The following is a 23,251-nucleotide window of genomic DNA, read 5'->3' as shown; positions in this document are numbered from 1 at the left end:
GTCCAAAATATCAAAACCGTTTTCTTTCCGTCCTTTGCGCCTTCGCGGTTCAAAGATTCTGAAGATTTTCCGTGATGCGGCAAAAAGGAGTGGGCAATGCCCTATGATTTCAAACTTCCCGACCTCGGCGAAGGGATCACCGAGGTGGAACTGCGCCGGTGGCTGGTAAAGGAAGGCGACCGGGTTGTCGAGCACCAGGGGGTGCTGGAGGTGGAGACCGATAAGGCGGTGGTGGAAGTCCCTTCGCCGCGTAAGGGGACGATCAGCCGCATTTACCGGGGTGAAGGGGACATTGCCAAGGTCGGCGAGACATTGCTGACCATTGCCGAGGAGGGAGAAGTGCCGACGCAGGCCTCCACTGTGCCGGCGAAATCGAACGGCATCGTCGGCGTTCTGCCAGAGGCGGAGGAAGAACCCGAGATTCTCGCCACCCCCATGGTGCGGAAGCTGGCGCGGGAGCGGGGCGTCGACCTGCGCAGCATTCGGGGCAGCGGTCCGCGTGGCAGCATCACCCCCGAGGACCTGTCGCAGGCTGCAACGCCACGACAGCCTGAAGAGAGCTTTGGTCCGGTCGAGCGGCTACCGCTTCGGGGGGTACGAAGGACCATTGCCCGCAACCTCATTGCCTCGCAGCGAAACACCGCCTCCGTTACCTGCACGGAGGAGGCTGATATTACCGATCTTTGGGACCTGCGTGAGCGGGAACAAGAGGCGCTGGAGGCAAGGGGGACGCATCTGACCTTCCTCCCGTTTTTTATCAAGGCGGCCCAGCATGCCCTCAGGGACCACCCCTTTCTCAACGCATCCATAGATGCCGAAGCAGAAACGATCATCCTCAAGAAGCATTACCACTTCGGCATTGCCGTGGAGACCCCGGACGGGCTGATGGTGCCGGTCATCCGCGATGTGGACAAAAAGAGCATTATCGCCCTGGCGGAGGAGATCCAGGCGCTCGGCAAGAAAGCCCACGAACGGACCATTGCCCTCACCGACTTGAAGGGGCGCACCTTCACCATCACCAACTACGGCCACTTCGGCGGTGTCTTTGCCACCCCGATCATCAACTGGCCAGATGTGGCCATCCTCGGCTGCGGCCGCATCGTCGAACGGCCGTGGGTCTACCGCGGCGCGATCGTTGTCAGGAAGATCCTTCCCCTGTCCCTCACCTTCGATCACCGGGTCACCGATGGCGCCGACGCGGCCCTGTTCCTGGCAGAGATCGTCCGCTATCTGGAAGATCCGGCCCTGCTGTTCATGGAGAGCGTTTGAAAACAGGTTCGAGGACCGAGGAAAAAGGAACGAGGATCGAGGAATAAGGAATTTTTGAACCTCGCACCTCGCACCTCGCACCTCGCACCTCGCACCTCGAACCTCTCCTAGGAGTTTTCGACCGTGAATTCCCTTGATTGCCTTTTCAAACCTCGCTCCATCGCCCTGATCGGTGCTTCCGCCGATGAAAAACGGCTCGGGGGTGTTGTCTCCAGAAACCTTCGCGCCTTCCGGGGGAAGTTCTATCCGGTCAATCCGAACTATACCGAGATCGACGAAGTGCCGGTCTACGCTTCAATCCGCGACCTTCCCGAGACGGTCGACCTGTCCGTTATTCTCCGTCCTGCGCCGGAAGTTCCTGAGCTGTTGGCAGCCCACGCCGGGAAAGCCCGTTGCGCGATCATCGTCAGCGCAGGTTTTGCCGAGACGGGGTGCGAATCTTTGCAGCAGGAAGTCGTCCGGCTCGGGCGGGAGTTGGGCATCCGATTGCTCGGCCCCAACTGTCTCGGTGTGTTCGCTCCGTACCAAAGGCTCGATACCTTGTTTCTCCCCCGCGAACGCCTGAAACGGCCGAAAAAGGGGAATGTGGCGGTGGTTTCCCAGAGCGGCGCGCTCCTTCTCTGTCTGCTGGAGACGCTGGCGGTGTCCGGCCGCGGCGTGTCATTGGGGGTTAACTACGGCAATGCCGCAGATATCGATGGAGCCGACATCTACGACTACCTGGCCGAAGACCTGGAAACCGGCGTGGTGATTTCCTACCTGGAATCGATGGCGGACGGGCGGCGCTTCGTGGCGGCTGCCGAAAAACTGGCGCAACGCAAGCCGCTTCTCATCCTCAAGGCAGGGAAGGGGGAAAGCGGACAGCGTGCGGCCTATTCCCATACCGGCCGGCTTGCCGGGAAATACGAGGTGTTCAGTTCGATCATGCGGCAGTCCGGCATCCGCGAGGTGCGAGATTTGGATGAACTGCTCGATGCCGGCCACGCCCTTGCCAGGCAGAGGCCGTCCCGCGGCAACCGGATCTGCATTGTGACCAACGCCGGCGGGCTGGGGGTTCTGGCTGCTGACGAATGCGCGCGCCATGGAATTGAGATTACCCCGCTTCCTGAAGCGATACGACAGCGGCTGCACAACTGCTTTCCCCCATTTTACTCCGTTGCCAACCCCATCGATCTCACCGGGCAGGTTAAAGACGATGAGTACCTGGCGACGCTCAACGAAATTCAGGACGAGTACGACGGATTCCTCGTCATTGCCCATACCGGCGTGGTTGGTTTGACATTGCGATTGGCGGAGCTGTTGACGGTATTCCGGGCTGCATCCGGCAAACCGCTGGTCGCTTACCTGGCGCCGGGGGGGATTACGGATCAGCTGGCCAAACGCCTTGAAAAAGGGGAGATTCCGGTTTATCCGTCGCCGGAACGGGCGGTGAGGGGATTGAGCTCATTAATGAACTACGGGCAGGGGCCATGCAAGTGACGACGGAGAAACTGAGGCGGTTCCTGGCTGCGCACGGTAACAGTCAGACGTTCCTTGAGCAAGAGGTCAAAGGCCTGTTGCGCGAGCTGGGGATAGCTGTTCCATCCGGGGTTTTTATACCTGCCGGAGAGCCGGTCCCTTCGCCACACTCCCTTTTGTTCCCCCTTGTCGCCAAGGCGGCATTGCCGGGTGTTGCCTCCAAGAATGATATTGGGGGCGTGCGGCTCGGGATACGGGATGCAGCCGAGTTGTCGGTGGCGGTGGCCGAGTTGGAGAAAATCCCGGTTGCTGCCGGTGTGTTGGTGGAGGAAATGGCCCGGCCGGGGGTGGAGGTGATCGTAGGCGGGGCCGTAGACCCGCAGTTCGGACCGATCGTCATGTTTGGCCTCGGCGGTCTGTTCGTAGAGCTTTTCCGGGATGTGGCCTTTGCCATGGCGCCGCTTGACAGGAGGGCGGCAAGAAGGCTCGTGGAAGCGACGAAGGGGGCGGTGGTGCTGCGCGGTTACCGCGGCAAGCCGCCGGTGGATATGGAGTCGCTGCTTTCGGTTGTCGTAGCGGTTTCGGAGTTGATCGGGAGCGGGTTCATCGAGGAGATCGACCTGAATCCGGTGGAGCTCTATCCGGACGGGGCTCTGGTGGTGGACGCAAAGATGAAGCGGCGTTCTCAGGAATCCTGGTAGCACATGGCGCGCAGAACCCGCTCTTGTGCCAGGGCGTCTGCGGCGACGCGGGGGAGGGTCTGGTCGGTAGACATCTTTTCCAGGATCAGGCGGGTGTTGTTCCTGATGCGCTCTCTGATGGCGGTAAAGGCCTCCTGCTCAGCCTTTCCCGCGTATTCCATGGCAGCCATGATGACCCCGCCTGCATTGGCAATGAAGTCCGGTACGACGAGGATGCCGCGTTCGTGCAGTATCTGCTCAGCCCCTGTTGTGGCCGGAATGTTGGCCCCTTGAAGAATCAGGCGGGCTTTGATTGTTTCGGCGTTCCCCTCGTGGATGACATCCGGCGTTGCCGCAGGAATCAGGATGTGGCAATCGATACCGATGACGGCGTCGGCCGGCAGGATGTTTCCCTTTGAGTACTTGACGACGCTGCCGCTCTCTCTCTTGACCTTCACCAGCTCCGGCAGGTCGAGGCCGTCCGGGTTGTGCACCGTCCCCTGCGAATCGGCAACAGCCACCAGCACCGCACCCTTGTCCGCGAGGAACCGGGCTGCGGCCTTTCCTACGCTGCCGAAGCCCTGCACCGCCACCCGCGCCCCCTTCAGTTCCAGCCCCGCAGCAGACGCTGCCACCTCCGCGCACTCGGCCAGGCCATAGCCGGTTGCCCCCACCTTGTCCAGCGGCAGGCCGCCGATCTCCTCCGGAAGTCCGACCGAGCGGCCGATTTCATCGTGAATCCATGCCATTGCCGTCTCGTCGCACCCCATGTCCGGGCCGGGGATGTATTCCGTGAGGTTACGGATCATGCGGGCAAAGACACGGAACCGGCGCTCTTTGCCGGGGCTTGCCGGATCGGCGATAATACCGGCCTTGGCGCCGCCGTGGGGCAAACCGGCTATGGAGTTCTTCAAGGTCATGGTCCGTGCCAGGCGCCAGACCTCTTCCGCAGTTAGTCGGGACGACATCCGCACCCCGCCTATGGCCGGGCCGAGGGCGGTGTTGTCCACGACCACCACGGCACGCAATTGTTCCTTTGGGGAGTAAAGCTGAATGACCTTCGCCGGGCCGAGTTCATCACATGTAATTTCGCACATGCTGTAACTTTAGCAGAAAATGAAGGAATGGCAACGGAGGAGAAAAGGGGGAGGGCTATTGAAAAAGGGGGCGCGAGCCCCCCTTCGCTTATTTGCCGATTTTTTTCAGGATCGCTTCGACCACATGCCCGGCATCGTTGATGGCAGTGTATATGAGGTTGGGGTGTTTTTCCTCCTGGATGGTGCCGCCGCTGATTCGCATGTAGGAGGGGGAGATGGCACCGCCGATCACGTAAACCCCTTTGCGGGTCGATTCGAAATCCGCGGTGAGGAGAATCAGCCGGTCCCCTTCCTTGGCCACATGGCAGACCCCTTCGGCACAGGCAATGGTCTGGACGCCGATCTTGTCGAAGATGGGAAGCGGTCCCTGGGAGCCGATGCAGGCAATGACGTTTTTCATCGGGAAACTCATGGCGTTGTAGATTTCAATGCCATCGGGCTGTTTCAGTTCACTGGTGCGGATTACCAGCCGGTCCACACCTTCTTCGTCCACTTCGCCGATCCTTGGCGTTGCCCCCGGCAAGAGACGGATATTCCCGCCGAGCAGGATCTCTTCCCCGAGCCTTTGGGCCGTTTCCTTGTTGACGTCGAAGGTTTCGGCGATGTGAGCCCAGTAGACGGGGTTGATGTCCCCGGCTTGGCGTTTTTCCTTCATGATGGAAATGATGACGTCGGCGGCTGTATTTCCGCCGCCGATGACCAGCGTGCGGACTCCCACGTATTTTTTCGGATCATCGAGGGTTTTGGCGACCATCTTTGCGTCGCCGTAAACCGACAGCTCCTTGGGGATGCTGCTGCCGAAGGCCAGCACCACTTTGCGCGCCTTGATCGGGCCGCTCGATGTCTGAACGCTCAGGTGTTCCCGCTCTTCCTTGATGTCGTCAAACTGGGTTTCGGTCTGTACCGCGAGGTTTTCGTGCTGGACGAAGTGCTGTACGTACTGGATGTATTTTTCGACGGCAACCGGCTTGTCAGGAGGTCGCAGTTCCTCAACCAGAAATGGCTCCGGGTTTTCCTTCGGTTTGGATGGATAGACGTTCTTTCCTTCCGGGTAGGTGTTGGCTATTCCCTGGAAGATTCCCTTGCCGGATTCGATAATCAGGTAATTGAGCCCTTTCTTGTGGCAAAGGTATGCTGCCGCAACTCCTGCAGGGCCGCCGCCGACTATGAGCACATCGAGGATCTGGTTCATGGAGGACTCCGTATTTTTCAGGGCAGAAATTGATACAACGCACATTAACTATACCACGGAGGTTGCCAAGAATAAAATAAAACCTGCGCCACTAGGCATTGGTCGTTTTTACGGTACAATTTGTGTGATTAAATCATCGAGGAGGTAATAAATGGACGATAGAAACAATAATGCCGTAGTTGGTGCGCTTATGCTCGTGGCAGGCGGAATAATCGGCGCGGGCGCAGCTCTTTTGTTTGCTCCGCAGTCGGGGAAGAGGACACGGCGGGATATAGTGCGCTATGCAAAAAAGGCAAAACACAAAGCAGAAGGTGTGGTGGATGACTTCTCTGCTCAAGTCTCCGATATGGTCGAAACGGTCGGCGACAAGGCTGAAGAGATCCTCGACAAGGGCTCCGACATGGCCTATGAGGCGAAGAAAGACCTTCTGAAAGCCATCGAAAAGGGGCAGGACAGGTTGGAGAAACAGCGCAGCCGGCTGGCAAAGCTGATCGGCTGAAATAAATTGCCGGGGCGTGCAAACGTGCGCCCCTACGGCCCTTGCAGAAATATATCCCCGTAGTATGCCGTCACTTCGTCCTGGGTGTTGTCGGTATCGGTCAAGATGGCGATACCTCCGAGCAGTGGCGGCTCTTCGCCGAACATTTTCTTGTAATCTTCGTAAATATTCCGCTCTTCACTGACCCAGGTTCCCACTTTTTCATCCCCTGATTCCACTGCGACAATGATTGAGTTGGATGTGTAGGGGCTCGGTGCGAAAGAGTCTTTCGGCATTTTGGCTGCCCAGACGTAGTTGATGGCCCGCATCCGCCAGAAGAAGGTGCGGGGAAAGACCACGTAGACCCTGGCGGCAAAGTCGTCACCCTTTTTGGTCTTAATGTCTTCCTTTTTCAGCGTATGCTCAATCTTCCATGACCAGCGGAGAATCGGAAACTTCTTGCTGTCAACGCTCAGTTTTTTTATGAGCCCTGACGCAGCCTTGACGCTGTGGGCCTTGAGCACGTTCTTTTCGTCGTTCTTGGCAAGTTCGTAGGTGGTTTTTCCCTTGAAGGGCTTGTCGTTCCATCCTGATAGATCTTCGGTGCTGAACTTTCCCACGGTCATTTCCGCGGCTGAACAGGGAGTTGTCATCAGGAAAAGCATGAGGGTGATTATCAGCATCGGCATTATGTGGCCTCCGTTGTGGTTCATTTTGTGGGGAAGACTTTTGGTGGATGGTACAATAATCCAGATGTTAAGAAATTGCAAGAAATCACTGGGTGTTATCGAGGGGATTCATGACAGCGGCTGCCCGGAGGATTGACGAGAACGAGCGGCTTCCGCAGCTCGCGACAATGGACAAAAGCATCCTCCCGACGCTCCGTTCCACGCGGCAATGCGGCGGTCGGGGCAACCCTGGGGGGTGCTGTCGGCGCTCTGACCGGCTTTATCCTGGGTGAACAGGAAAAACAGCAGAAGCATCATCATAAAAAGAAAAGAGGGAAAAGCGGCTATTAGGCATCCCCTCGCAGACCGTTTCCGTCCACTTATTCATGGTAACGCCGCGTCTGAGTCTATGCGACTGTGTTAGCAGACATCTTACGCCTTTTCTTTGATTTCTATGCGGCAACTGCCATGCCGGTTTTATTTCTGCAGCCTGAAGGTATATGTGTCCGTAAAGATCGGCGTTTTAAAAGTGTTATTGTCTACGGTATAAAACTTGATCTTCATGCTCAGATCGTCCACGTCCATCACCAACGACCAGACCGTGCGCAGCGGCAACGGCTTTGCCGTCCCTTCAGATGCGTCATCGACGAAACCATATACCAGGCTCATGGCATACAGCCCGTCGTCAGGCGTATACTTATGAAAAACCGATGCCTGCAGATAATCGTACAGACGTATATAGCGATAGTAGGTGTTATACGATTGCGTATAGTCGATCGTGGGGAAGGTATTAATGGTCGGCGTTTTAAAGACTGAATGATTGGTCATGATGGTTGGACCGGGATAAGGCGGATCTACAAAGCGGGGGGAAAGATCCTTCTCGGAAAACTCCAGAATAAGGGCATTGCCGTTACGGTCGCCGATCAGAAAATGGATGCCGTCCATGGGAAAGTAGACCTTGAGATTGGAAACAAGCTGCCTGGCCTCTGCAACCGTGCGCGCCCCCTCAAGTATGACCCTGACCATTTGCAGGTAGCTCAGTCCATCTACCCTTTCCAAATCTGCCAGGGGCACAAGATTCTTCGGATCACTCCCCAAATTTTGGTCGACGAGCCCGCTAATGGTAAGGCCGTATTCGTTGAAGCCGTCATAGGCCCCGTTCAGCAGGTCCAAGGTGCCGACCACAAGTGACGCATACCCCCCATCCTGCGGGTACGTCTCCATGACAAAATTGCGGGAGAACAGCTTGTTCCCTTTTCCGGGATGTCCCGGGTTCAAGAACTCATACATGTCGACCGTGTAGAAATCCATGTTGCGAGCCTGGAACGAATGACCGTTAGCGGTGACGGTTTTGGGGAAAAAGATGGCGGAACAGTTGACCGGCTGCATGTCGTACCAGAGGGCGCTACTGTCATGCAAGTCGCTGTCGCCCCAGCCGTAGTAGGCGGCAACACCTTTCTGCCGCTCGGCCAAAGCCGGGAAATGTTGCTGGATGTAGCTGTTTCTACTGTTCTTGTACTGCAGCGAATCAAATGACATGGGGGGTACCTGGTAATAGTCGTTGGACAGCTGGGCAATCGCCCTGCCGATCTCCTGATTGGTGCCCCGCAGTACGATGTGCCTGACCTCCTGATAACTGTCGCTGACAGACTTTTCGAGAACCACCTGGTTGGCAACCACCGCTGAAGAGCTGCCGGAATCGGAATCGCCACAGGCGGATACCATGAACAACATACAACAGGCCAGGAGCCGGTAAGCAGTTTGTCTTAACATGGCTTATCTCCTTTTTTTATTCGTGGGCCTATTATCGAGGATACATGGTTAATGTGCTTTAATAGTTTATCATGTGGTGTTCAAACAACAACGAGGCAGCTGCGATTTTGACAGTCTGCGTGGCTTCATCCTTTATTTCCAAGTCGTTACTACATGATCACGATGTTGTCGATGTTCACCGTTCCGGCACTTATTGCAATGGAGCCATGTATAACGGTTGCATTGTTGATAGATGTGAACAAAGGGTCATACCCGCCCTGAAGAGAGAAAGAAACAGAACGGTTGAACACTATGGTCTCTGTTAAGTCCATACTTTGCAATTGTAATGTACCGCCGTCAAGAACATCGGATAATAATGCCGCGCCAACCGTAGTGTAAAAATTGTCGGCGACTTTTGCCGGGGCGTATGTGAATGTCGCTGTAGCGCTCTTTGCCGTGTCCATGGTTACTTGGCACACGCCGGTACCTGTGCATGCTCCGGACCAGCCGGTGAACGATGAACCGTTGTTGGCGGCGGGAGCAAGGGTCACCGCAGTGCCGATGCGTATAGACTGACTGCACGTGCCGGTACAGTCGGTGGCCGGCGGGTTTGGCTGCACAGCCACTGTACCGCCGCCTGTGCCAGTGAAGGTTATAGTCAATGGATAGGTGTTCTTCACGAAAGAAAAACCGACTGTGCAGTCCGACGTAATCGCGCCGGTGGTGTAGCTATTGCCGTTGAAAGAGCCGACCGGACAGGTGCCGCTTACGGTGGTAGAAGGCTGGTATGTGGCGGCAGGTGCGAGGGTGAAGGAGGCAGTGGCGCCGTTCGCCACATAGGTGGGGTTAGCAGAGGAGATGCTGCCGTTGCCGCCGCTGACGCTACCTGTGACGGTGAATCCCGTTCCGCTCAGGGGGGTATCGGTGTTGGGGGCATTCACGTCACTCCCGGAGACGCGCAGGGTGGCGCTCTTTGTCCCTAAGCTTGACGGGGTGAAGCTGACCGTGACGGTGCAGGAGGCACCGGGGGTGAGGATCGGCGTGGTGCTGCCGCAGGTGCCACCGGTACCGTCTCCGGGGTTGATGCTGAACTGGCTGGGGTTGGTCCCTCGCAGTCCGATTGCATTGATTTGCAGCTTGCTGGAGCCGCCAGGGGCAGTGTTGCTGATAGTGACGACCTGATTACTGGTACCGAAAGCTATCGATGCGGGAAGAACCGAAATGACCGAATTACCGAACTGTCCGCCACGAACGGGCCAGATAAAGTAGTTGCTGTTCGTCTTATAGAGGGTGTTGCTCACGCCGCCATCGTACATATTGACGCCCCAGGCGAAGTCTGTATAAAAATAGCCGTAGGTACTGGACGACCAGTAGTAGAAAGCCTGGACATTGATGAATGGATGGTTGTCTGGCAACGCTGGATTGTACGTTGACCTATCCACCAGGCTCTCCATCTCCAGCCGTGTCGGCAGTCGCCACTGACCGGCAGTGGAGCCGTCGGTCAGGCCGCAGGCGCCGCTTGCCAGATTATTGCCGCTGGCAAGCGCAGCCGCCCATGTCTGGCCTCCAAAACAGTTGGCATTCTGCAGCCAGATCAGTCCGGTCAGGTTGTCGGTGACCGCACCATCAGAGACGGTGAAACGTGGTGGAGTGGGCGTCCGGGGCTGACGATAAAAAAAGGGCTGCCGCAATCGGCAACCCTTTTCAGGCTTCACAACATGTTTTTTGCGAGGTTTTCTACTCCTTTGAGCCAGCCATGGCCTTGACCATCACGCCATAGATGTCGGTGTTGTCGATGGCTCTGGCCAGAGCCTTGCTCCCCGGCCCATCGCTCCAGATAAGGGTGTCAACGCCGGTGTGCTCGCCGGTTGTCCACCCCGCCTCCACCGTTTGACCAGCCTTGAGAAGCGCCGTCTGCGGACCGTTTATTGCGAAACCGCCGGTGTCATGGTCGGCCACCACGATCAGCAGGGTGTTTTCTTTCCGGTCTTCATCGGCGCTTATCCAATCCCTGACGACCTTTACTGCCTCGTCAAAAGCGAGCATTTCACCCAGTTGATAGGGATAGTTGTTGGCGTGGTTGGCCCAATCCACCTGGGAGCCTTCCACCATAAGGAAGAAACCGTGCTTGTTCTTTTCCAGGACATTCAGCGCAGCTATGGCCATCTCCGGCAGGCGCGGTTCGGAAATTCCAGGGGTGCGGGTGTATTCAGGGGTCAGGCCGGCGGCGTTGAAGAGCCCGAGGACCTTTGTGCTGCCGTCAGTAACCACCTTGTCCAGTTCCTTTTTGCTGTAAGCCACGGCATATCCCTTGTCCTGAGCTTCCTGGATAAAATCACCTTTGGTCCCACATTTGTCGGCCTTGACCGATTTGAACTTATCGACGCCGCCGCCGAGCAGCAGGTCGACCCCGGTCACCTCTATAAACTGGCGGGCGATTTCATTTTCACAGTTGCGGGAGACCACGTGGGAACCGAAGGCGGCCGGGGTGGCGTGGGTGATGGTGGAGGTGGCGACCAGACCGGTGGATTTCCCCTGTTTCTTGGCCAGTTCGAGGATGCTCGGCTTGAAGGGACGGCCGTCGCCGTGGAAACTGATCTCACCGTTGTTGAACTTCTCGCCGCAGGCCCAGGCGGAGGCTGCCGGCGCGGAATCGGTGATGGTGCTGTTGGCAGAGTATGTCCGCTGGTAGCCAATGTACTTCAGGGTCTCAAAGTTCAGAGGGGCGCCGTCCAGGCCATTCTTGTAAATGCGTGTGGCGGTGACGTCGGCAAGCCCCATGCCGTCAGGCACCATGAAGATGATGTTCTTTGCCGCGCTGGCCAAGGAGGCGGCCGGTGCGGCCAGTTGCAGCACCATGGCTGCCGATGCCACGTAAACTGAAAATAGACCTGCTTTTTTCATGTGGTTCTCCTTTTCTTGCGGTTAAAATAGATTAAACTGTGCGGCACTGTAACTTACCATTATTGCCGTACAGTTATGACCAAGTGAAAAGTATGTTAAATCATATCGGAAAACCCACCAACTGGATTTGCATCGGAAAACGGAAGAGGGTCAAAACGGGAGGGGGGCTGGGGGGCTAAGACCCCCGGCTACCCGATTGGGCTTCTTGCTTCATCTTACTTAACGATGAAATCCCAGTACCTGAACAGCAATCCGAAAAACAAAACTACAAGTGGTGGAAAAGTCCAGAAAAGGATTCGTTCCTTTTTGGGGCTTGCCGGGAGAAATCAGGAGTAGAAAATCTCCGATTTTTTTGCAGTGATGTTTCTGTAACCCAAAAAAATGTTAATAATTTTGACTATTGCAGGCATTAAGTTTGTAACATATATCACTTTTATCTATATATAAGTCAGTAATGGTTTTTAAACACATTACCTCCATTTTGGAAAATACACGAAGATTTGCCAGTTTTTCTATTGCCCTTTTATTTTCTAATGATAGTCTATTCATGGTGGCGCGGGAAAAGTATTTTTACTGGCAAAAAGGAGGTTGCATGAGAAATGTGATTATCTTGGTGTTGCTGTTGCTTCCCACCCCAGCTTTTGCTACTGACCCTTCACTGTACCCCCATTTCTGGACAGGTTCAGTTTGTGGACTGGCAGCTGATACTGTCTTGTATCACTACGCAGAGCACATGGGTCCGGTTGAACGTACATTGGCCTCTACTGGGTTAGGCTTGGTCCCTGGTATTATCAATGAGATTGTGGATGAATATATAATTGATGACCATTTCGGTTGGGATGACGTTGCGGCTGATGCCTTGGGTGCTCTTACCGGGGCTATTGCAGCTGAATTGATAAATGGCCAGTTATGGATATCAGCTTCCGGCAGACAGATAAGGCTAATAGGCAAATGGTAGGTTATGCTAGACCACTCCAGGACATATATTTCCCTTCAATTTTTTCCGCTAACGGGCCAGCCATTGACCTGCCGGGTTGTTAGGGCAGGTCAATGGCAAACACAGGGTGTCAGGGCAAACACAGGGTGTCAGGGCAAACACAGGGTGTCAGGGCAAACGGAGGGGGGCCTGGGGTCGGACCAAGCTAACTCGCGAAATCTAAAAGAGAAACGTCCAAAAAATAGCTGTTTTCTGGGCTTAGAAGTCCCATTTGGTTGCGAAAACCGGCGTTGTAAGGTGCATGTTCTTCTTTTAGTACAAACCGGTCTTCCTGTTGTTCTGCGATCCTTCTCCCTGCCGCCTTTATGCCAAGCTTGGCCTTGGTTTCTTCAATAAAACCTGAACTGCCAACAGCGATGCTCTCTGTCCAGCAACTTTCCCGCTGATTTTTGCCATTGTTGATTGCCTCATGAACCCACTGCCTATGCTGCTCTGCAAATTGCTCGGGGTCTGTAAATCCGCAAAGGTTCCGTAGTCCGGACATATCAATCACCCCGTATCGTTCAGGCGGATTCTGGATCTCGTTGTATCCGTTCATCTCCCACTCAACGGGATGGCTTACCACACCGGCACGAACCATATTCAGATCGATGTAAACAAGGCAGCGAATCAGATGTTCATTCCGCTCAACAGCCGTTGCATGATAACGGTCCTCCCAGAATGCTCCCTTACGGTCTTTTCGATGATTGAACTCCTGGGCAGTCCTCCCGGCAATCAGTTGAAGGCTCTTTGGAATAACATCCGGCCCACTATCGATCACCAAAAGGTGGATATGATTCGAGGTAACCACGTAGTTGAGAATCCTCAAGCCAAAACGCTTTTTGGCTTCAAAGAGCCAGGAATGCCAGCGCCGTCTATCCTTTGCGAATTTCAAAAGAAATCAGCATTGTCCGGTTTGGTCTTTGCAAGGTTCTTTGAGAATGTAAAAAAGTTGTAAAATCAGCGTTATACCGCATTATTTGCTTGACTTTGAGTAAAAAAACGGTGGTCCGCACTCGTAACTATCCAATATTACAGGAGTTACGATATGCGACCGTTCAAACGACTGAAACAAAGACGAAAATCACGCGCTTTCAAATTGCTTCTTACCCCGATTTTTGAGAGATTCAAGTCAGATAATGAACTTGAATCCAGGGGGTATCGCCCGTTGCAAATGACTTTCGATGATCAGCTAAAAGCCCTGATCTTTTATCACTTGGAAGAGTTCTCTTCCGGGAGCGAACTTCTCCAGGCGCTGGATCAGGATGACTTCGCCAAGGAATGTGTTGCTCCCCCCAAGGGAATCAAAAAGAGCTCTTTCTTTGAGGCAATCAACAACCGTGGTCTTGAACAGCTTTCCGAGGTATTCGGGCATCTTGTCAAGCAAGCAGGCAGAGTGCTTCCCGATGAATATGCTCACCTTGGCAATCTGGTATCCATAGACGGTTCTTTGATAGATGCTGTTCTATCTATGGAATGGGCAGATTACCGAAGCGGCTCTAAGAAGGCCAAGGCCCATATCGGCTTCGATATCAACCGTGGTATTCCAAGGAAGATATTCCTGACCGACGGTAAAGAGGGTGAGCGCCCCTTTGTTGATAAGATCATCGACAAAGGCGAAACCGGTGTCATGGATCGTGGGTATCAGTCTCATAATCACTTTGACCAGTGGCAGGCCGCCGAGAAGTTTTTTGTCTGCCGTATCAGGGAGAATACACACAAAACCGTCATCAGAGAGAATGCCGTAAATCCTGACAGTATTGTCTTCTATGACCAGATAGTACTTCTCGGCACCAAAGGTATAAACCAGACTGAGAAAGAGCTGCGCCTTGTTGGTTACCGTATTGACGGCAAGGACTACTGGGTAGCAACCAACAGATACGACCTGACGGCTGAAGAAGTGGCCCAGGTTTATAAACTGCGCTGGAACATAGAGACCTTCTTCGGTTGGTGGAAACGCCACCTAAAGGTGTATCACCTGATTGCCAGAAGCGAATATGGTCTCATGGTTCAAATACTTGGTGGTCTCATCACCTATCTGCTGCTAGCCATCTATTGCCGTGAGCAGCACCAGGAGCCAGTCAGCATTAGCAGGGTACGAGAATTACGCAATCAGATTGCAAATGAAGCAGCAGCCGAACAGCAGAGCCGTCGCACAAGAATACAAGGTAACTCAAACAAAATTAGACAGTTGAAACGTAAGAAACGTCGTGCAAAAACCTAACCGGAAGTTACTGAAAAGAAATTCTTTTTTGTGGCAACGGTGGGTAATGTGCCACACCTGCCCTGGAATATGATGTCGGTTCGCACGTGCCATTATTTAGGGGCCCTTTTTTGCCATGAAAATATGCCTTTAAGGCTGAAAAACGGGTCTAATTTGCTGCATTAATAAATAATTGCGGCATGTTAGCTTGGTCCGACCCCAGAGGACTTTAGAAAAGATGGCCGGTTCTTTTTTCCCGCCAGTTGATCCAGCGGGTATAGCGGAATGAGAGATTGTGCATGCCGCGTGATAGGGGAATATCGCCGGCCTGCAAGGCGATATGGATATGATTGGTCATGAGACAGAAAGCGTGAACGCGGTAGCCAAACCGACAAGTCCCTTCCTGGAGGAGGAGGTAGAAACGGTAACGGTCATCTTCAGTGAGGAAAACGGGCTGACCGCCGTTACTCCGGAAAATGACGTGGTAAAGTCCACCGGGGAGATGGATGCGTGGTTTACGTGCCATGCTGGAATGATACCTCCTTTCTTCAACTTGTCAACTTGGAAGCCTGACCCCATTTTCCCTCCTGCAATTGCAAGACGCATGTCTTCTTCGTCTATATCATTCTTTGGGCCTGTCAATAGTTTTGTGTAAATGGTTTTGGTTCCCGGTTTTTAATAGCTTGGCATTCTGTCTTCAAAAAGGATGGAAAAGCGATTCATCGCAGCCTTCCAGTCCCTGATCGGCAGGGTCCATTTCTTCGCGATGTTTTTCAGCGCCAGATAAAGTAGCTTGAGCATTGCCTCGTCATTGGGAAACGAACCCCGGTTTTTGGTCACCTTTCTGAGCGACATATTCAGGGATTCAATGGCGTTGGTGGTATAGATAACCTTTCTGATATCAGCAGGATAAGCGAAAAAAGGCGTGATTTGCTCCCAGTTCCGGCGCCATGACTGGCCGATAGTCGGGTGCGTTTTATCCCACTTCGCCTCAAATGCCGTCAGTTCCATTTCGGCCTGCTCTGCTGTCGCCGACTGGTAGATTACCTTCAGATCAGCAGCGACCTCTTTACGCTGCTTCCACGAGACGAATTTCAAAGAGTTGCGTACCATGTGGACGATGCAAAGCTGGACCTGAGTGTTCGGGAAAACGGTCTCTATGGCCTCAGGGAACCCCTTTAGGCCGTCAACGCAGGCAATGAAGATGTCCTGGACACCACGGTTCTTTAGTTCGGTAACAACCTGAAGCCAGAACTTGGCACCTTCGTTCTCGGAAACCCACATTCCCAGAACTTCTTTGGCGCCGTCTGTGTTGATGCCGATGGCCAGATAGACAGCCTTGTTCACAACATGGCCATTGCCTCTGGCTTTGACCCTGATGGCATCCATGTAGACGATGGGATAAAGCGCATCCAACGGGCGGTTCTGCCAGGTTTTGACCTCTTCAGCTACTGCTTCAGTCACTATTGAAATCAGGGCGGGGGATACCTCAACACCGTAGATTTCCTCCAAGTGTCCCTGGATCTCACGAGTGGTAAGCCCGCGGGAGTACAGAGAGATAATCTTATCATCGAACTCGGCGAACCGGGTTTGGCCCTTGGGAATGATGACTGGTTCAAAGCTGCTATCCCGGTCACGAGGGACCTCAATCGGCATGGTGCCGAAATCGCCTTTGATGGTCTTTGCCGACGAGCCATTGCGTGCATTGCCACCCTTGGCGGAAACGGAAGCATGCTTCTCGTGGCCGAGATGCAGTGTCATTTCAGCCTGGAGCGCCCGCTGAAGAACAGCCTTGGTCAATTGCTTCAGCAGCCCGTTTTCCCCTAGAATCTCTTCGGGGGTCTTGTAATGTTTGAGCAGGTCGTCGATTACGTCGGTGTTAATAGTCATGTGATCTCCTTAGGGTAACTTGGTGTACCCCCTAATGACCATTTACACAAACCTTTTTACACCCTCCATTCTTTTTCAGAATTGATTCCCAGTCCGCTCGTTCAAACTTAAGTTTATTTGGACCAGGAACTTTATTATGTCGTACTTGCTTTGCGAAATCGCCCATGAAGATAATTCCATTTCAGTTTAATAATCCAACGGTTCGGAAAATCACCTGCCGGTTTTAGGGCAGGTGCATTTTTCTGGTTATGCCATCTCATTCTTAGTCAGAAAATATAGTGAAATCGGCAACCGTGGCAGACTGAATTAGTTTTCCTTTGCCACCACAAGGAGTTTCTTTTGACATCCACTCAAGTTCAAATAATTCGCCTAGTCCGAAGTCTAAAAACACCTTCCTTTGTGCATAGGCTATGGATTTTCGGGGGTGCTTCCAGCGAAAAGTATAGTTTCCGTTTTCTTTCTCTCTTAAATCAATTCGCCCGGATACATAGGCTTCAATTGCGTCAAACACCCATACCAGTTTTTTGCCGTAAAATTGTTCTCTTTCATGGATTTCCTCTGGTGAGATTCCTGAATGTTGCAGTTCGTAAATTGTTCCGTCTGGCAGCGCAGCGTCTGCACGATGAGAGATGTCATGCTTTGTAATTACAGCCTCTATCTGTGCATTTCGGTATTTTTTAAGGATGTTTTGCCACTCCAGATGCCACTTTGTTAGTGGTTCATGCCAAGGGTCGCAGTCTGACCCAGAAAGGTGAGACCAATGGTCAGAAACAATATATCCGCACTTTCCAATAACTTCTCCTCCGCAACCGGGGCAAATAGCTCTCTGGCCGGAGTAGGAAGGTTCGATTTGTCTTTTCTGGATGTCGAGCGCGTAACGCATAGTCCGAATTTCCCTGGAAGGCATGAAATTGAATGTCTTGCTCTTATTTGTGAACTTTATTCCGAGTGTCGGAACAAAAAGCAGCGACTTTCTAAACTCAAGGAAATAGTTGAAATCGCCAAATCATTGGAAGTTTTATTTTCTGCATAACGGCTCGGCAGTTGACCCGCAAGCCCAGTCTTTTCGGGCTGGCGGTGTCCAACTGTCTTGTTGGGATCATCGCTTCAAATCATTTGTATAGTTGACCCCTCATATCTCTCCTAGACCTGTTCTTCCTACCTCTATGGTGACAGCACAGCATTCAGCGATAAGTGCGTCGAGCACAACTTGAAGTTTGTGCACCGAATAGTTTCCCGCCGATACTGTTTCGGCAGTCTGCTTTAAAAATGCTTTGGTATAGGAATCTTTGAATTCTAAAGCACCGTGGTAGAGGTCGAGTTCCTTCTTGTAGTTAGTCCACACTACTTTTGCCGGCTCGAAACCATGAAGGTTAAGGTCCAGATAGCACTCAATCGCGGCCGCACGTCCATTAATATCAGTATTAGTCACGCCTTCCGGACCTCGAGCTGGAAAGGCGCGGAACTCTTCCAATGTCGGTAACATCATTGCTCGCATATTAGGGGGCAGGTTCATATCCGAAATGCGTTGATATGCTTCGAAACCCTCGGCGTCGTTGTCGAGCACAAAAACTACCTGATTATGCACATCAATCTTAACAAGCCCTTCAGCAAACTTGACTAAGTTCCCTGTACCTGAGAATGGATGCCGCTCACTCACGTCAATAAACCTGAAAAAGTCAGCGATTTCATGCTTCAACAGTGACAGAGCGTGCTTGATAATATGGACATCGGAACTGCCTTCAGTTGCTATCAGAAAAGTCTGGTTCCTTCGAGCATCAGGTATAAATTCACTTTCGCTTGCCCAGCCATTTTCTACCAACGGTCCATACTGCCACACAACGTCCGCATTCAGGTTTGACATGTTTTGCGCTAGAAGGCGGAGAGTGGAGTAAGGGTGCATAAAATTGACTAAGCCGGCAAAATAGCTGCGCTCAGAGTACGTGTTATCGATAGCTGATGGGAAATAAGGAATTCTTCGTATTTCCGGCATGGCGTCAAATCTGCCTTGGATTTTCCGCTCGCTTTCCGCATTATCGAATGAAGAGATAAATGAATGGTCTAGAGTTTGGATAGGGTGCGCTGCAACAAATGCACAAAACTCCTGGAACGTCATCACATCCGGCTCTGAAAATTCTTCCACCTCATGAGCCATCATCTGGCATTGTTCAAGCCAGCTTTCAGTGCACTTCTTGTACTCGCGTTCTACCTCATTGAGTGTGAAACCAAGGAGTTCAATCCGAGGAACGATCTCCTTGAGCGGCCTACAAAGAGCCATTTCCATAAGGCCGGGATCCTGACCATTTTCAGTGAAGTAATCATAGTCAATCTGGTCGGAGTGGAGGCGTTTCCGGTCCTTCGCTTGGAAAAGCATACCGTGATCCATGCCGCGTGAATTTTTGCTCCAGCTAAGGCTGGCCCCTCCGATTTCAAACTCAATCTCTGTTCCCAACGAAATACTCCCTTAACGGTCTGTGACGAACTCTTTGCTGCTGATCGAAATACGTTCCTGGACTCCTAGACTTTTTTTCGCCAACGGGCCGCGCAGTTGACCCGTTCGGGCAGCCTTTCCGCCCGACCGGTGTCCAACTGCCTGGTTGGGATTTCGCCTTTTTATCATCAAGGGATGATCCCTCCGGGACTCCCCTAATCACCTCACTTACCAATTAATCCGTGCTTCACACGATAATTATACACTGCAGTTTTTGCTTGCCCGTAGCTAAAGCCCATGTTTTCCAAATGCTGGATACATTCTTTAGATTCTTTCTCTCTTCCTTCAAAATCATTTAGGAGGTGCTCATATTCTGAGCGAGATGCTCTTCGAGTTGCTGAAATCTTTGACCCATGGTGCAAATAGACATAAGCACCATTTTTTGCCTGCATGGTGGTTGCTCCTGCTGCCACAAGGATATTCTCACACTCAGATTGACTATAGCCTTTATTGCGAGCGCCATTTAGATCCAGAATTCGGCTGTACTCTATTTGAGAAAATTGAGTCAGTTTCATATTAACCTCCACTTGGGGGTACTCCGAAGTTAGGGGTTACATAAAATGTTTAGAGTTGCAATAAGTGTTACGAACCCGTTTCGATTTTGACAAATAAACCGTCCAAATAATCGCTCCAACTACAGACGCAAAGAATCCGCCAATAAATTGCGGATTGCCTGCTTCAGTTTTACCAAAAATTATGAATGGTATAATTATTGCCAAGTTAATTGAGGCAACAGGGCCAGTTAGCCACAAGATAGCTTTGGCTCTATTTACAACTGACACGTCGCGCCCCCGAGCCAAACCCCAACCGCCATAAAAGCTCATAGCGGCAACTATGTAAAATGTCCACCATGTCGCATTTTTAAAGGTTTTCCATTCATTCAATGACGTAATATTGGGATTTTGATGTTCTGCCATCATGAAATCATTTTCAATTCGGCCTGCCCCCATCAACGGTCCAAGCACCAGCATTCCAACGACAAGCAACTTTAGCCAGCCACCGACTCCAGTTGGTCCACACTTTGCGTCATCAGTGGCAGGGCTTGAATTCTGCATTGATGCAAGTGAAAGTGGAAGTTCCGGTTCAGTTATTACTGAACTTGTACCTAAAGCCTCACCACATTTAGCACAAAACTTAGCTTCTGAGACGGCTTGTGCGCCGCATTGAGTGCAATACATTTATCCTCCTTTCCGTTCGACTGCCAACGGGGCAAGCATCACCTGACGGTTTTGTGGTCAGGTGCATGCGTTTGTTATGCGATTTTTTTGCATTATAGAGTTCATAGTATTTAAGAGGATCTCTGTGCAGATGAGTACACAGGTTTTCTGTAAAATGCGGAAGAGATCACGGCAAATATAAAATGCATGAAAATTTATCTTTAATCATATTCAAACAGAATCGTTCCCATTCAAATTCCAGAAGATGCGTATCAATTAATATCTCATTGTAAATACAAGCTATTTTCTTTTTTAACTCAAGCCCGCGTAAATGATTATTCTTGGTGAGTTCGTTTGTTGCTTTATCAAATACGTATTTTTCATTTTCAAAAACTTGACTCCATGATAGGCCTTCATCAATTTCATCGATAGTGAATTTAATAATTGCATAAATATCTGATGAATGCTTCTTCAAGTCACTTTCTTCCTCTTGAGAAATATATATGTCGTTCAGAAAATCAAAAATTGTAGTTAATGTTTTTGGAGAATTCAATTTAATGTATTCGGAATTACCACTTGCAAGGGCAATAGCAGCACTAACAAATCCTTGAAGAGACAATCTATTAGTAGATAGTAGTTTGTACATATTTAATGCTAATATTCCTAATTCATCTGCGCAACAATTGTCTTTTTTACTGTTTAATTCAACCCATGCATTCAAAAACAGATCTTCATCATCGACGTGAACAAGAAATCCATCCTCACGGCCACTGTCATGCTTAAATATCACATAACCTGCGATCAAATTTAAATCTATTGGAGATAAGGTTATGTCCTCTTTTAACCAGTTAGGTAAATCTTCATCAATATCAGATATTGGATCAACTTCTACATCTTCGACAATGTTCTTATTTGCAGTAGTAATTAATTCATTGTTTAGCTCATCGCCTAAAACCCATGGTTTAATAAGTTGATTTTGGAATTTACCGAGATCATCCTGGAAATCAACCAAGTAAAAAGATGTTTTTGTTGGAGTTATTCTTGTACCTCTACCAATCATTTGGAGGTACAAAGAAACAGATAACGTTGGTCTTGTAAGAAAAATAGTTTTTACATCAGGACAGTCAAACCCTTCAGTAAAAATTTTACAATTTATCAAAACATCAATCATGCCGTTTCTAAATAACGATACCTTTGTATTTCTATCTGACAGATTACCTTCTCCAGAAACAATATAATCGATCATTTTCCCAGGAATTGCTTTCCTGAAAGATTCTGTAAGTCGTCTTGCATGATCACGATTAAGGGCAAAAACCAATGTTTTCCCATATTTTTCCGAATTGTCCATCCAGTGCTTAACTATGAAATCGTTGCGAGGATCGTTATCAAGTGAAGTAAGCGATTCTTCGCTAAAATCATCCATTCTTACATCAAGATCAAAGACCATGCCTGTTTGCGACAAGACAGGGTCTGGGCAAGCGAGCCATTTTTCATGTACAAGAGACATAAAGGTTTTCTGATATGCAATGGCTTCGTAATTTAGCACCTTTGCATCTAGTCTCTTGGGTGTTGCAGTTAGCCCCAAATTCTTTTTGAATTCAATTTTATCCTGAAAGGCTTGATAGGTCTGTGCTGGTTCATGGTGAGCTTCATCAATGACTAAAATATCTGTTGTTATAGATGGGAATGTTTTTGCGGCCATGATCGAAACGAGAACTATCCTACCATAAGGATTCTTCGGCTCTGCAACGAATCAAGTGGGTAGAGGGAATAGCGACTTTAGGTTGAGCTTGCCTGCAACCAGATAAGCCATGCAGATCAAGTTGTCAGGATTCCGATAGCCTCGTGCCCGAGTTTTGGCTGATTGAATTAGGCTGTTGATGCCCTCAATGAAGCCGCTAGTCAGGCCGCTTTCAAAATGTGCCAGAATGCCATCCCAATGCTCTTTTACAGATTCGGCCATGTTCTTGATGAGTTGGATTGAGCTTGCGGCGGCTTTCCGATGCCATTTGGTCAACAGGGTTTCTGCCTCCGTTCGGCTTGAAGCAAAATAGACGTTCTGAAGGTTCAGCTTGTGCATGTAAGCTTCCGTACTCCTTAAGCTTTGACTGGTGATAATGGCATCCAGGCGCTGTTCCTCTTCCGGTGTCAGGTTCTCTGGATTTTTGAGGAACAGGTTTCTGCTCTTTTTCAGGATTTCAGGAAATAACCTGGCTTCTTGAGCCCTTATCTTACTAAGCTTATCGTTCATAAGCTTGATGACGTGGAATTTATCGAAGGTGACCACGGCATGGGGCAACTGCTCTTTGACACCCTTTATGAATGCCTTGGACATGTCAATAGCAGCGTCTGTGATGCTATCAGGATCGCCGCCATGTGACTTAAGGTCCGCGACGAAGCTCTTGACTGTTTCGTTGTCCTTTCCCGTCGTGCCGAACAAGAGCTTATGCATGTCGAGGTCGAAGAAGAAGGTGACGAATTTCTCGTCATGACTGCGCCCGGCAAAGGTTTCATCCGCACCGACCCTCTTCACCTCGGAGAAGTCTTCTGCGGCCCTTGTCTTCTCGACATAGGATTGAATCAACCGCCATAGACGGGTATCGGTAACGGCAAACAGCCTGCTCATGACCTTCACCGGCAAATCACGAGCCATGGTCATGGCCAGGGCCTCAAACAGCAGCGTAAATCCTGAGCCTGCGCGAGCCCAGGGTACCTGGACCAACTTCACGCCGCAGTCGCTGTTAGGGCACTTTACCCGTGGAACACGCGCATGAAGGTAGGCTTCGTACTGGAAGAAATTCAGATGCCGCCACTCTTTCTCCGTGGTGTCATGGACTGGTGACAACGTTCCGCAGACCGGACAGGGAAAGGTGGCTCCCCGCTGGAAGTCGATGGTTATGTCCAAACGACTTGACTTCTTGTTGAAGTCAACAGAGGTAACCTTCCACGGGATGGCAATTCCAAGAGCAGCACCAAAAAGATCTTCAGGATTCATAGCGATTACTAACCTCCAGGCTGAGTGATGGTGGCCTATCT

General features: G+C 51.3%; 22 protein-coding genes. 7 read left to right on the top strand and 15 right to left on the bottom strand.

Annotated elements, in window-relative coordinates; genetic code table 11:
* Nucleotides 1-96 precede the first annotated feature (96 nt).
* The 3 genes from GURA_RS14750 to GURA_RS14740 all read left to right on the top strand — a co-directional run bounded on the left by GURA_RS14750 (nt 97) and on the right by GURA_RS14740 (nt 3,428).
* Nucleotides 97-1,269 carry a dihydrolipoamide acetyltransferase family protein gene (locus GURA_RS14750; protein ID WP_011939740.1) on the top strand — a complete coding sequence of 391 codons (1,173 nt, stop codon included), beginning with the start codon at nt 97-99 and terminating at the stop codon, nt 1,267-1,269.
* Nucleotides 1,270-1,392: 123 nt separating this feature from the next.
* Entirely contained in the window at nt 1,393-2,748 is a 1,356-nt protein-coding gene (locus tag GURA_RS14745; RefSeq protein WP_011939739.1) for an acetate--CoA ligase family protein, read from the top strand.
* On the top strand, nt 2,739-3,428 hold the full coding sequence (locus GURA_RS14740; RefSeq protein ID WP_157046220.1) for an acetate--CoA ligase family protein: 690 nt from the start codon (nt 2,739-2,741) through the stop codon (nt 3,426-3,428). The genes GURA_RS14745 and GURA_RS14740 overlap by 10 nt, the downstream gene beginning before the upstream one ends.
* Here GURA_RS14740 and GURA_RS14735 read toward each other — a convergent pair.
* Complete coding sequence (locus tag GURA_RS14735; RefSeq protein WP_011939737.1) at nt 3,413-4,504, bottom strand: Glu/Leu/Phe/Val family dehydrogenase; 1,092 nt, start codon at nt 4,502-4,504, stop codon at nt 3,413-3,415. The genes GURA_RS14740 and GURA_RS14735 overlap by 16 nt on opposite strands.
* Nucleotides 4,505-4,592: 88 nt before the next feature.
* A complete protein-coding gene (locus GURA_RS14730) occupies nt 4,593-5,696 on the bottom strand; it encodes an NAD(P)-binding domain-containing protein (protein ID WP_011939736.1) in 1,104 nt (367 codons plus the stop codon).
* Between the two features lie 151 nt (nt 5,697-5,847).
* On the opposite strand from GURA_RS14730, the gene GURA_RS14725 reads away from it, so the two are divergent.
* Entirely contained in the window at nt 5,848-6,195 is a 348-nt protein-coding gene (locus GURA_RS14725) for a YtxH domain-containing protein (RefSeq protein ID WP_011939735.1), read from the top strand.
* 32 nt (nt 6,196-6,227) lie between these two features.
* On the opposite strand, the gene GURA_RS14720 is transcribed toward GURA_RS14725, so the two are convergent.
* A complete protein-coding gene (locus GURA_RS14720) occupies nt 6,228-6,863 on the bottom strand; it encodes a DUF3047 domain-containing protein (protein WP_011939734.1) in 636 nt (211 codons plus the stop codon).
* A 132-nt stretch (nt 6,864-6,995) separates the two neighbouring features.
* Between GURA_RS14720 and GURA_RS14715 the strand changes: the two genes are divergently transcribed.
* Entirely contained in the window at nt 6,996-7,193 is a 198-nt protein-coding gene (locus tag GURA_RS14715) for a hypothetical protein (protein WP_041245478.1), read from the top strand.
* A 126-nt stretch (nt 7,194-7,319) separates the two neighbouring features.
* Here the strand turns inward: GURA_RS14715 and GURA_RS14710 are convergent, their stop codons facing one another.
* The 3 genes from GURA_RS14710 to GURA_RS14700 form a co-directional block, all read right to left on the bottom strand.
* Nucleotides 7,320-8,615, bottom strand: a complete 1,296-nt coding sequence (locus tag GURA_RS14710; RefSeq protein WP_011939733.1) for a C45 family autoproteolytic acyltransferase/hydolase — start codon at nt 8,613-8,615, stop codon at nt 7,320-7,322.
* A gap of 149 nt (nt 8,616-8,764) precedes the next feature.
* A complete protein-coding gene (locus GURA_RS22950; RefSeq protein WP_198134477.1) occupies nt 8,765-10,285 on the bottom strand; it encodes an Lcl domain-containing protein in 1,521 nt (506 codons plus the stop codon).
* 46 nt (nt 10,286-10,331) lie between these two features.
* Nucleotides 10,332-11,498 (bottom strand): alkaline phosphatase, encoded by a 1,167-nt coding sequence (locus GURA_RS14700; RefSeq protein ID WP_011939731.1) that lies wholly within the window; start codon nt 11,496-11,498, stop codon nt 10,332-10,334.
* A gap of 454 nt (nt 11,499-11,952) precedes the next feature.
* Here GURA_RS14700 and GURA_RS14695 point away from each other — a divergent pair, with 454 nt between their 5' ends.
* Nucleotides 11,953-12,456 (top strand): hypothetical protein, encoded by a 504-nt coding sequence (locus GURA_RS14695; protein ID WP_011939730.1) that lies wholly within the window; start codon nt 11,953-11,955, stop codon nt 12,454-12,456.
* A gap of 184 nt (nt 12,457-12,640) precedes the next feature.
* Here GURA_RS14695 and GURA_RS14690 read toward each other — a convergent pair whose 3' ends face one another.
* Nucleotides 12,641-13,369 (bottom strand): transposase, encoded by a 729-nt coding sequence (locus GURA_RS14690; protein WP_011939729.1) that lies wholly within the window; start codon nt 13,367-13,369, stop codon nt 12,641-12,643.
* Between the two features lie 153 nt (nt 13,370-13,522).
* Between GURA_RS14690 and GURA_RS14685 the strand changes: the two genes are divergently transcribed.
* Entirely contained in the window at nt 13,523-14,698 is a 1,176-nt protein-coding gene (locus GURA_RS14685; protein WP_011937084.1) for an IS4-like element ISGur4 family transposase, read from the top strand.
* 208 nt (nt 14,699-14,906) lie between these two features.
* Here the strand turns inward: GURA_RS14685 and GURA_RS14680 are convergent, their stop codons facing one another.
* The 8 genes from GURA_RS14680 to GURA_RS14645 form a co-directional block, all read right to left on the bottom strand.
* Entirely contained in the window at nt 14,907-15,203 is a 297-nt protein-coding gene (locus GURA_RS14680; RefSeq protein WP_011939728.1) for a transposase, read from the bottom strand.
* A 149-nt stretch (nt 15,204-15,352) separates the two neighbouring features.
* The gene (locus tag GURA_RS14675; RefSeq protein ID WP_011937189.1) at nt 15,353-16,567 is read right to left on the bottom strand and encodes an IS256 family transposase; all 1,215 of its coding nucleotides are present in this window, start codon (nt 16,565-16,567) and stop codon (nt 15,353-15,355) included.
* A gap of 262 nt (nt 16,568-16,829) precedes the next feature.
* Nucleotides 16,830-17,450: a competence protein CoiA family protein gene (locus tag GURA_RS22945; RefSeq protein WP_049818929.1), complete on the bottom strand. Its 621-nt coding sequence runs from the start codon at nt 17,448-17,450 to the stop codon at nt 16,830-16,832.
* A 249-nt stretch (nt 17,451-17,699) separates the two neighbouring features.
* The gene (locus GURA_RS14665; RefSeq protein ID WP_011939726.1) at nt 17,700-19,019 is read right to left on the bottom strand and encodes a HEPN/Toprim-associated domain-containing protein; all 1,320 of its coding nucleotides are present in this window, start codon (nt 19,017-19,019) and stop codon (nt 17,700-17,702) included.
* 203 nt (nt 19,020-19,222) lie between these two features.
* Nucleotides 19,223-19,573 (bottom strand): hypothetical protein, encoded by a 351-nt coding sequence (locus tag GURA_RS14660; protein WP_011939725.1) that lies wholly within the window; start codon nt 19,571-19,573, stop codon nt 19,223-19,225.
* 36 nt (nt 19,574-19,609) lie between these two features.
* A complete protein-coding gene (locus GURA_RS22940; protein ID WP_011939724.1) occupies nt 19,610-20,236 on the bottom strand; it encodes a DUF2569 family protein in 627 nt (208 codons plus the stop codon).
* Between the two features lie 166 nt (nt 20,237-20,402).
* Nucleotides 20,403-21,917 carry a DEAD/DEAH box helicase gene (locus tag GURA_RS14650; RefSeq protein WP_041245476.1) on the bottom strand — a complete coding sequence of 505 codons (1,515 nt, stop codon included), beginning with the start codon at nt 21,915-21,917 and terminating at the stop codon, nt 20,403-20,405.
* 51 nt (nt 21,918-21,968) lie between these two features.
* Nucleotides 21,969-23,210, bottom strand: coding sequence for an ISL3-like element ISGur7 family transposase (locus tag GURA_RS14645; protein ID WP_011937500.1), 1,242 nt, complete (start codon nt 23,208-23,210; stop codon nt 21,969-21,971).
* Between the last annotated feature and the right edge of the window lie 41 nt (nt 23,211-23,251).

The sequence above is a fragment of the Geotalea uraniireducens Rf4 genome (genome assembly GCF_000016745.1).
GTDB lineage: Bacteria > Desulfobacterota > Desulfuromonadia > Geobacterales > Geobacteraceae > Geotalea > Geotalea uraniireducens.
This window is presented reverse-complemented; position numbering and strand designations above follow the sequence as displayed.

What these genes read in the sequence shown, in the direction of transcription:
- GURA_RS14750 (WP_011939740.1), top strand. Translation starts at nt 97, where the DNA reads ATGCCCTATGATTTCAAACTTCCCGACCTCGGCGAAGGGATCACCGAG.
- GURA_RS14740 (WP_157046220.1), top strand. Translation starts at nt 2,739, where the DNA reads ATGCAAGTGACGACGGAGAAACTGAGGCGGTTCCTGGCTGCGCACGGT.
- GURA_RS14735 (WP_011939737.1), bottom strand. Translation starts at nt 4,504, where the DNA reads ATGTGCGAAATTACATGTGATGAACTCGGCCCGGCGAAGGTCATTCAG.
- GURA_RS14730 (WP_011939736.1), bottom strand. Translation starts at nt 5,696, where the DNA reads ATGAACCAGATCCTCGATGTGCTCATAGTCGGCGGCGGCCCTGCAGGA.
- GURA_RS14725 (WP_011939735.1), top strand. Translation starts at nt 5,848, where the DNA reads ATGGACGATAGAAACAATAATGCCGTAGTTGGTGCGCTTATGCTCGTG.
- GURA_RS14720 (WP_011939734.1), bottom strand. Translation starts at nt 6,863, where the DNA reads ATGCCGATGCTGATAATCACCCTCATGCTTTTCCTGATGACAACTCCC.
- GURA_RS14710 (WP_011939733.1), bottom strand. Translation starts at nt 8,615, where the DNA reads ATGTTAAGACAAACTGCTTACCGGCTCCTGGCCTGTTGTATGTTGTTC.
- GURA_RS14700 (WP_011939731.1), bottom strand. Translation starts at nt 11,498, where the DNA reads ATGAAAAAAGCAGGTCTATTTTCAGTTTACGTGGCATCGGCAGCCATG.
- GURA_RS14695 (WP_011939730.1), top strand. Translation starts at nt 11,953, where the DNA reads ATGGTTTTTAAACACATTACCTCCATTTTGGAAAATACACGAAGATTT.
- GURA_RS14685 (WP_011937084.1), top strand. Translation starts at nt 13,523, where the DNA reads ATGCGACCGTTCAAACGACTGAAACAAAGACGAAAATCACGCGCTTTC.
- GURA_RS14680 (WP_011939728.1), bottom strand. Translation starts at nt 15,203, where the DNA reads ATGGCACGTAAACCACGCATCCATCTCCCCGGTGGACTTTACCACGTC.
- GURA_RS14675 (WP_011937189.1), bottom strand. Translation starts at nt 16,567, where the DNA reads ATGACTATTAACACCGACGTAATCGACGACCTGCTCAAACATTACAAG.
- GURA_RS22945 (WP_049818929.1), bottom strand. Translation starts at nt 17,450, where the DNA reads ATGCGTTACGCGCTCGACATCCAGAAAAGACAAATCGAACCTTCCTAC.
- GURA_RS14660 (WP_011939725.1), bottom strand. Translation starts at nt 19,573, where the DNA reads ATGAAACTGACTCAATTTTCTCAAATAGAGTACAGCCGAATTCTGGAT.
- GURA_RS22940 (WP_011939724.1), bottom strand. Translation starts at nt 20,236, where the DNA reads ATGTATTGCACTCAATGCGGCGCACAAGCCGTCTCAGAAGCTAAGTTT.
- GURA_RS14650 (WP_041245476.1), bottom strand. Translation starts at nt 21,917, where the DNA reads ATGGCCGCAAAAACATTCCCATCTATAACAACAGATATTTTAGTCATT.
- GURA_RS14645 (WP_011937500.1), bottom strand. Translation starts at nt 23,210, where the DNA reads ATGAATCCTGAAGATCTTTTTGGTGCTGCTCTTGGAATTGCCATCCCG.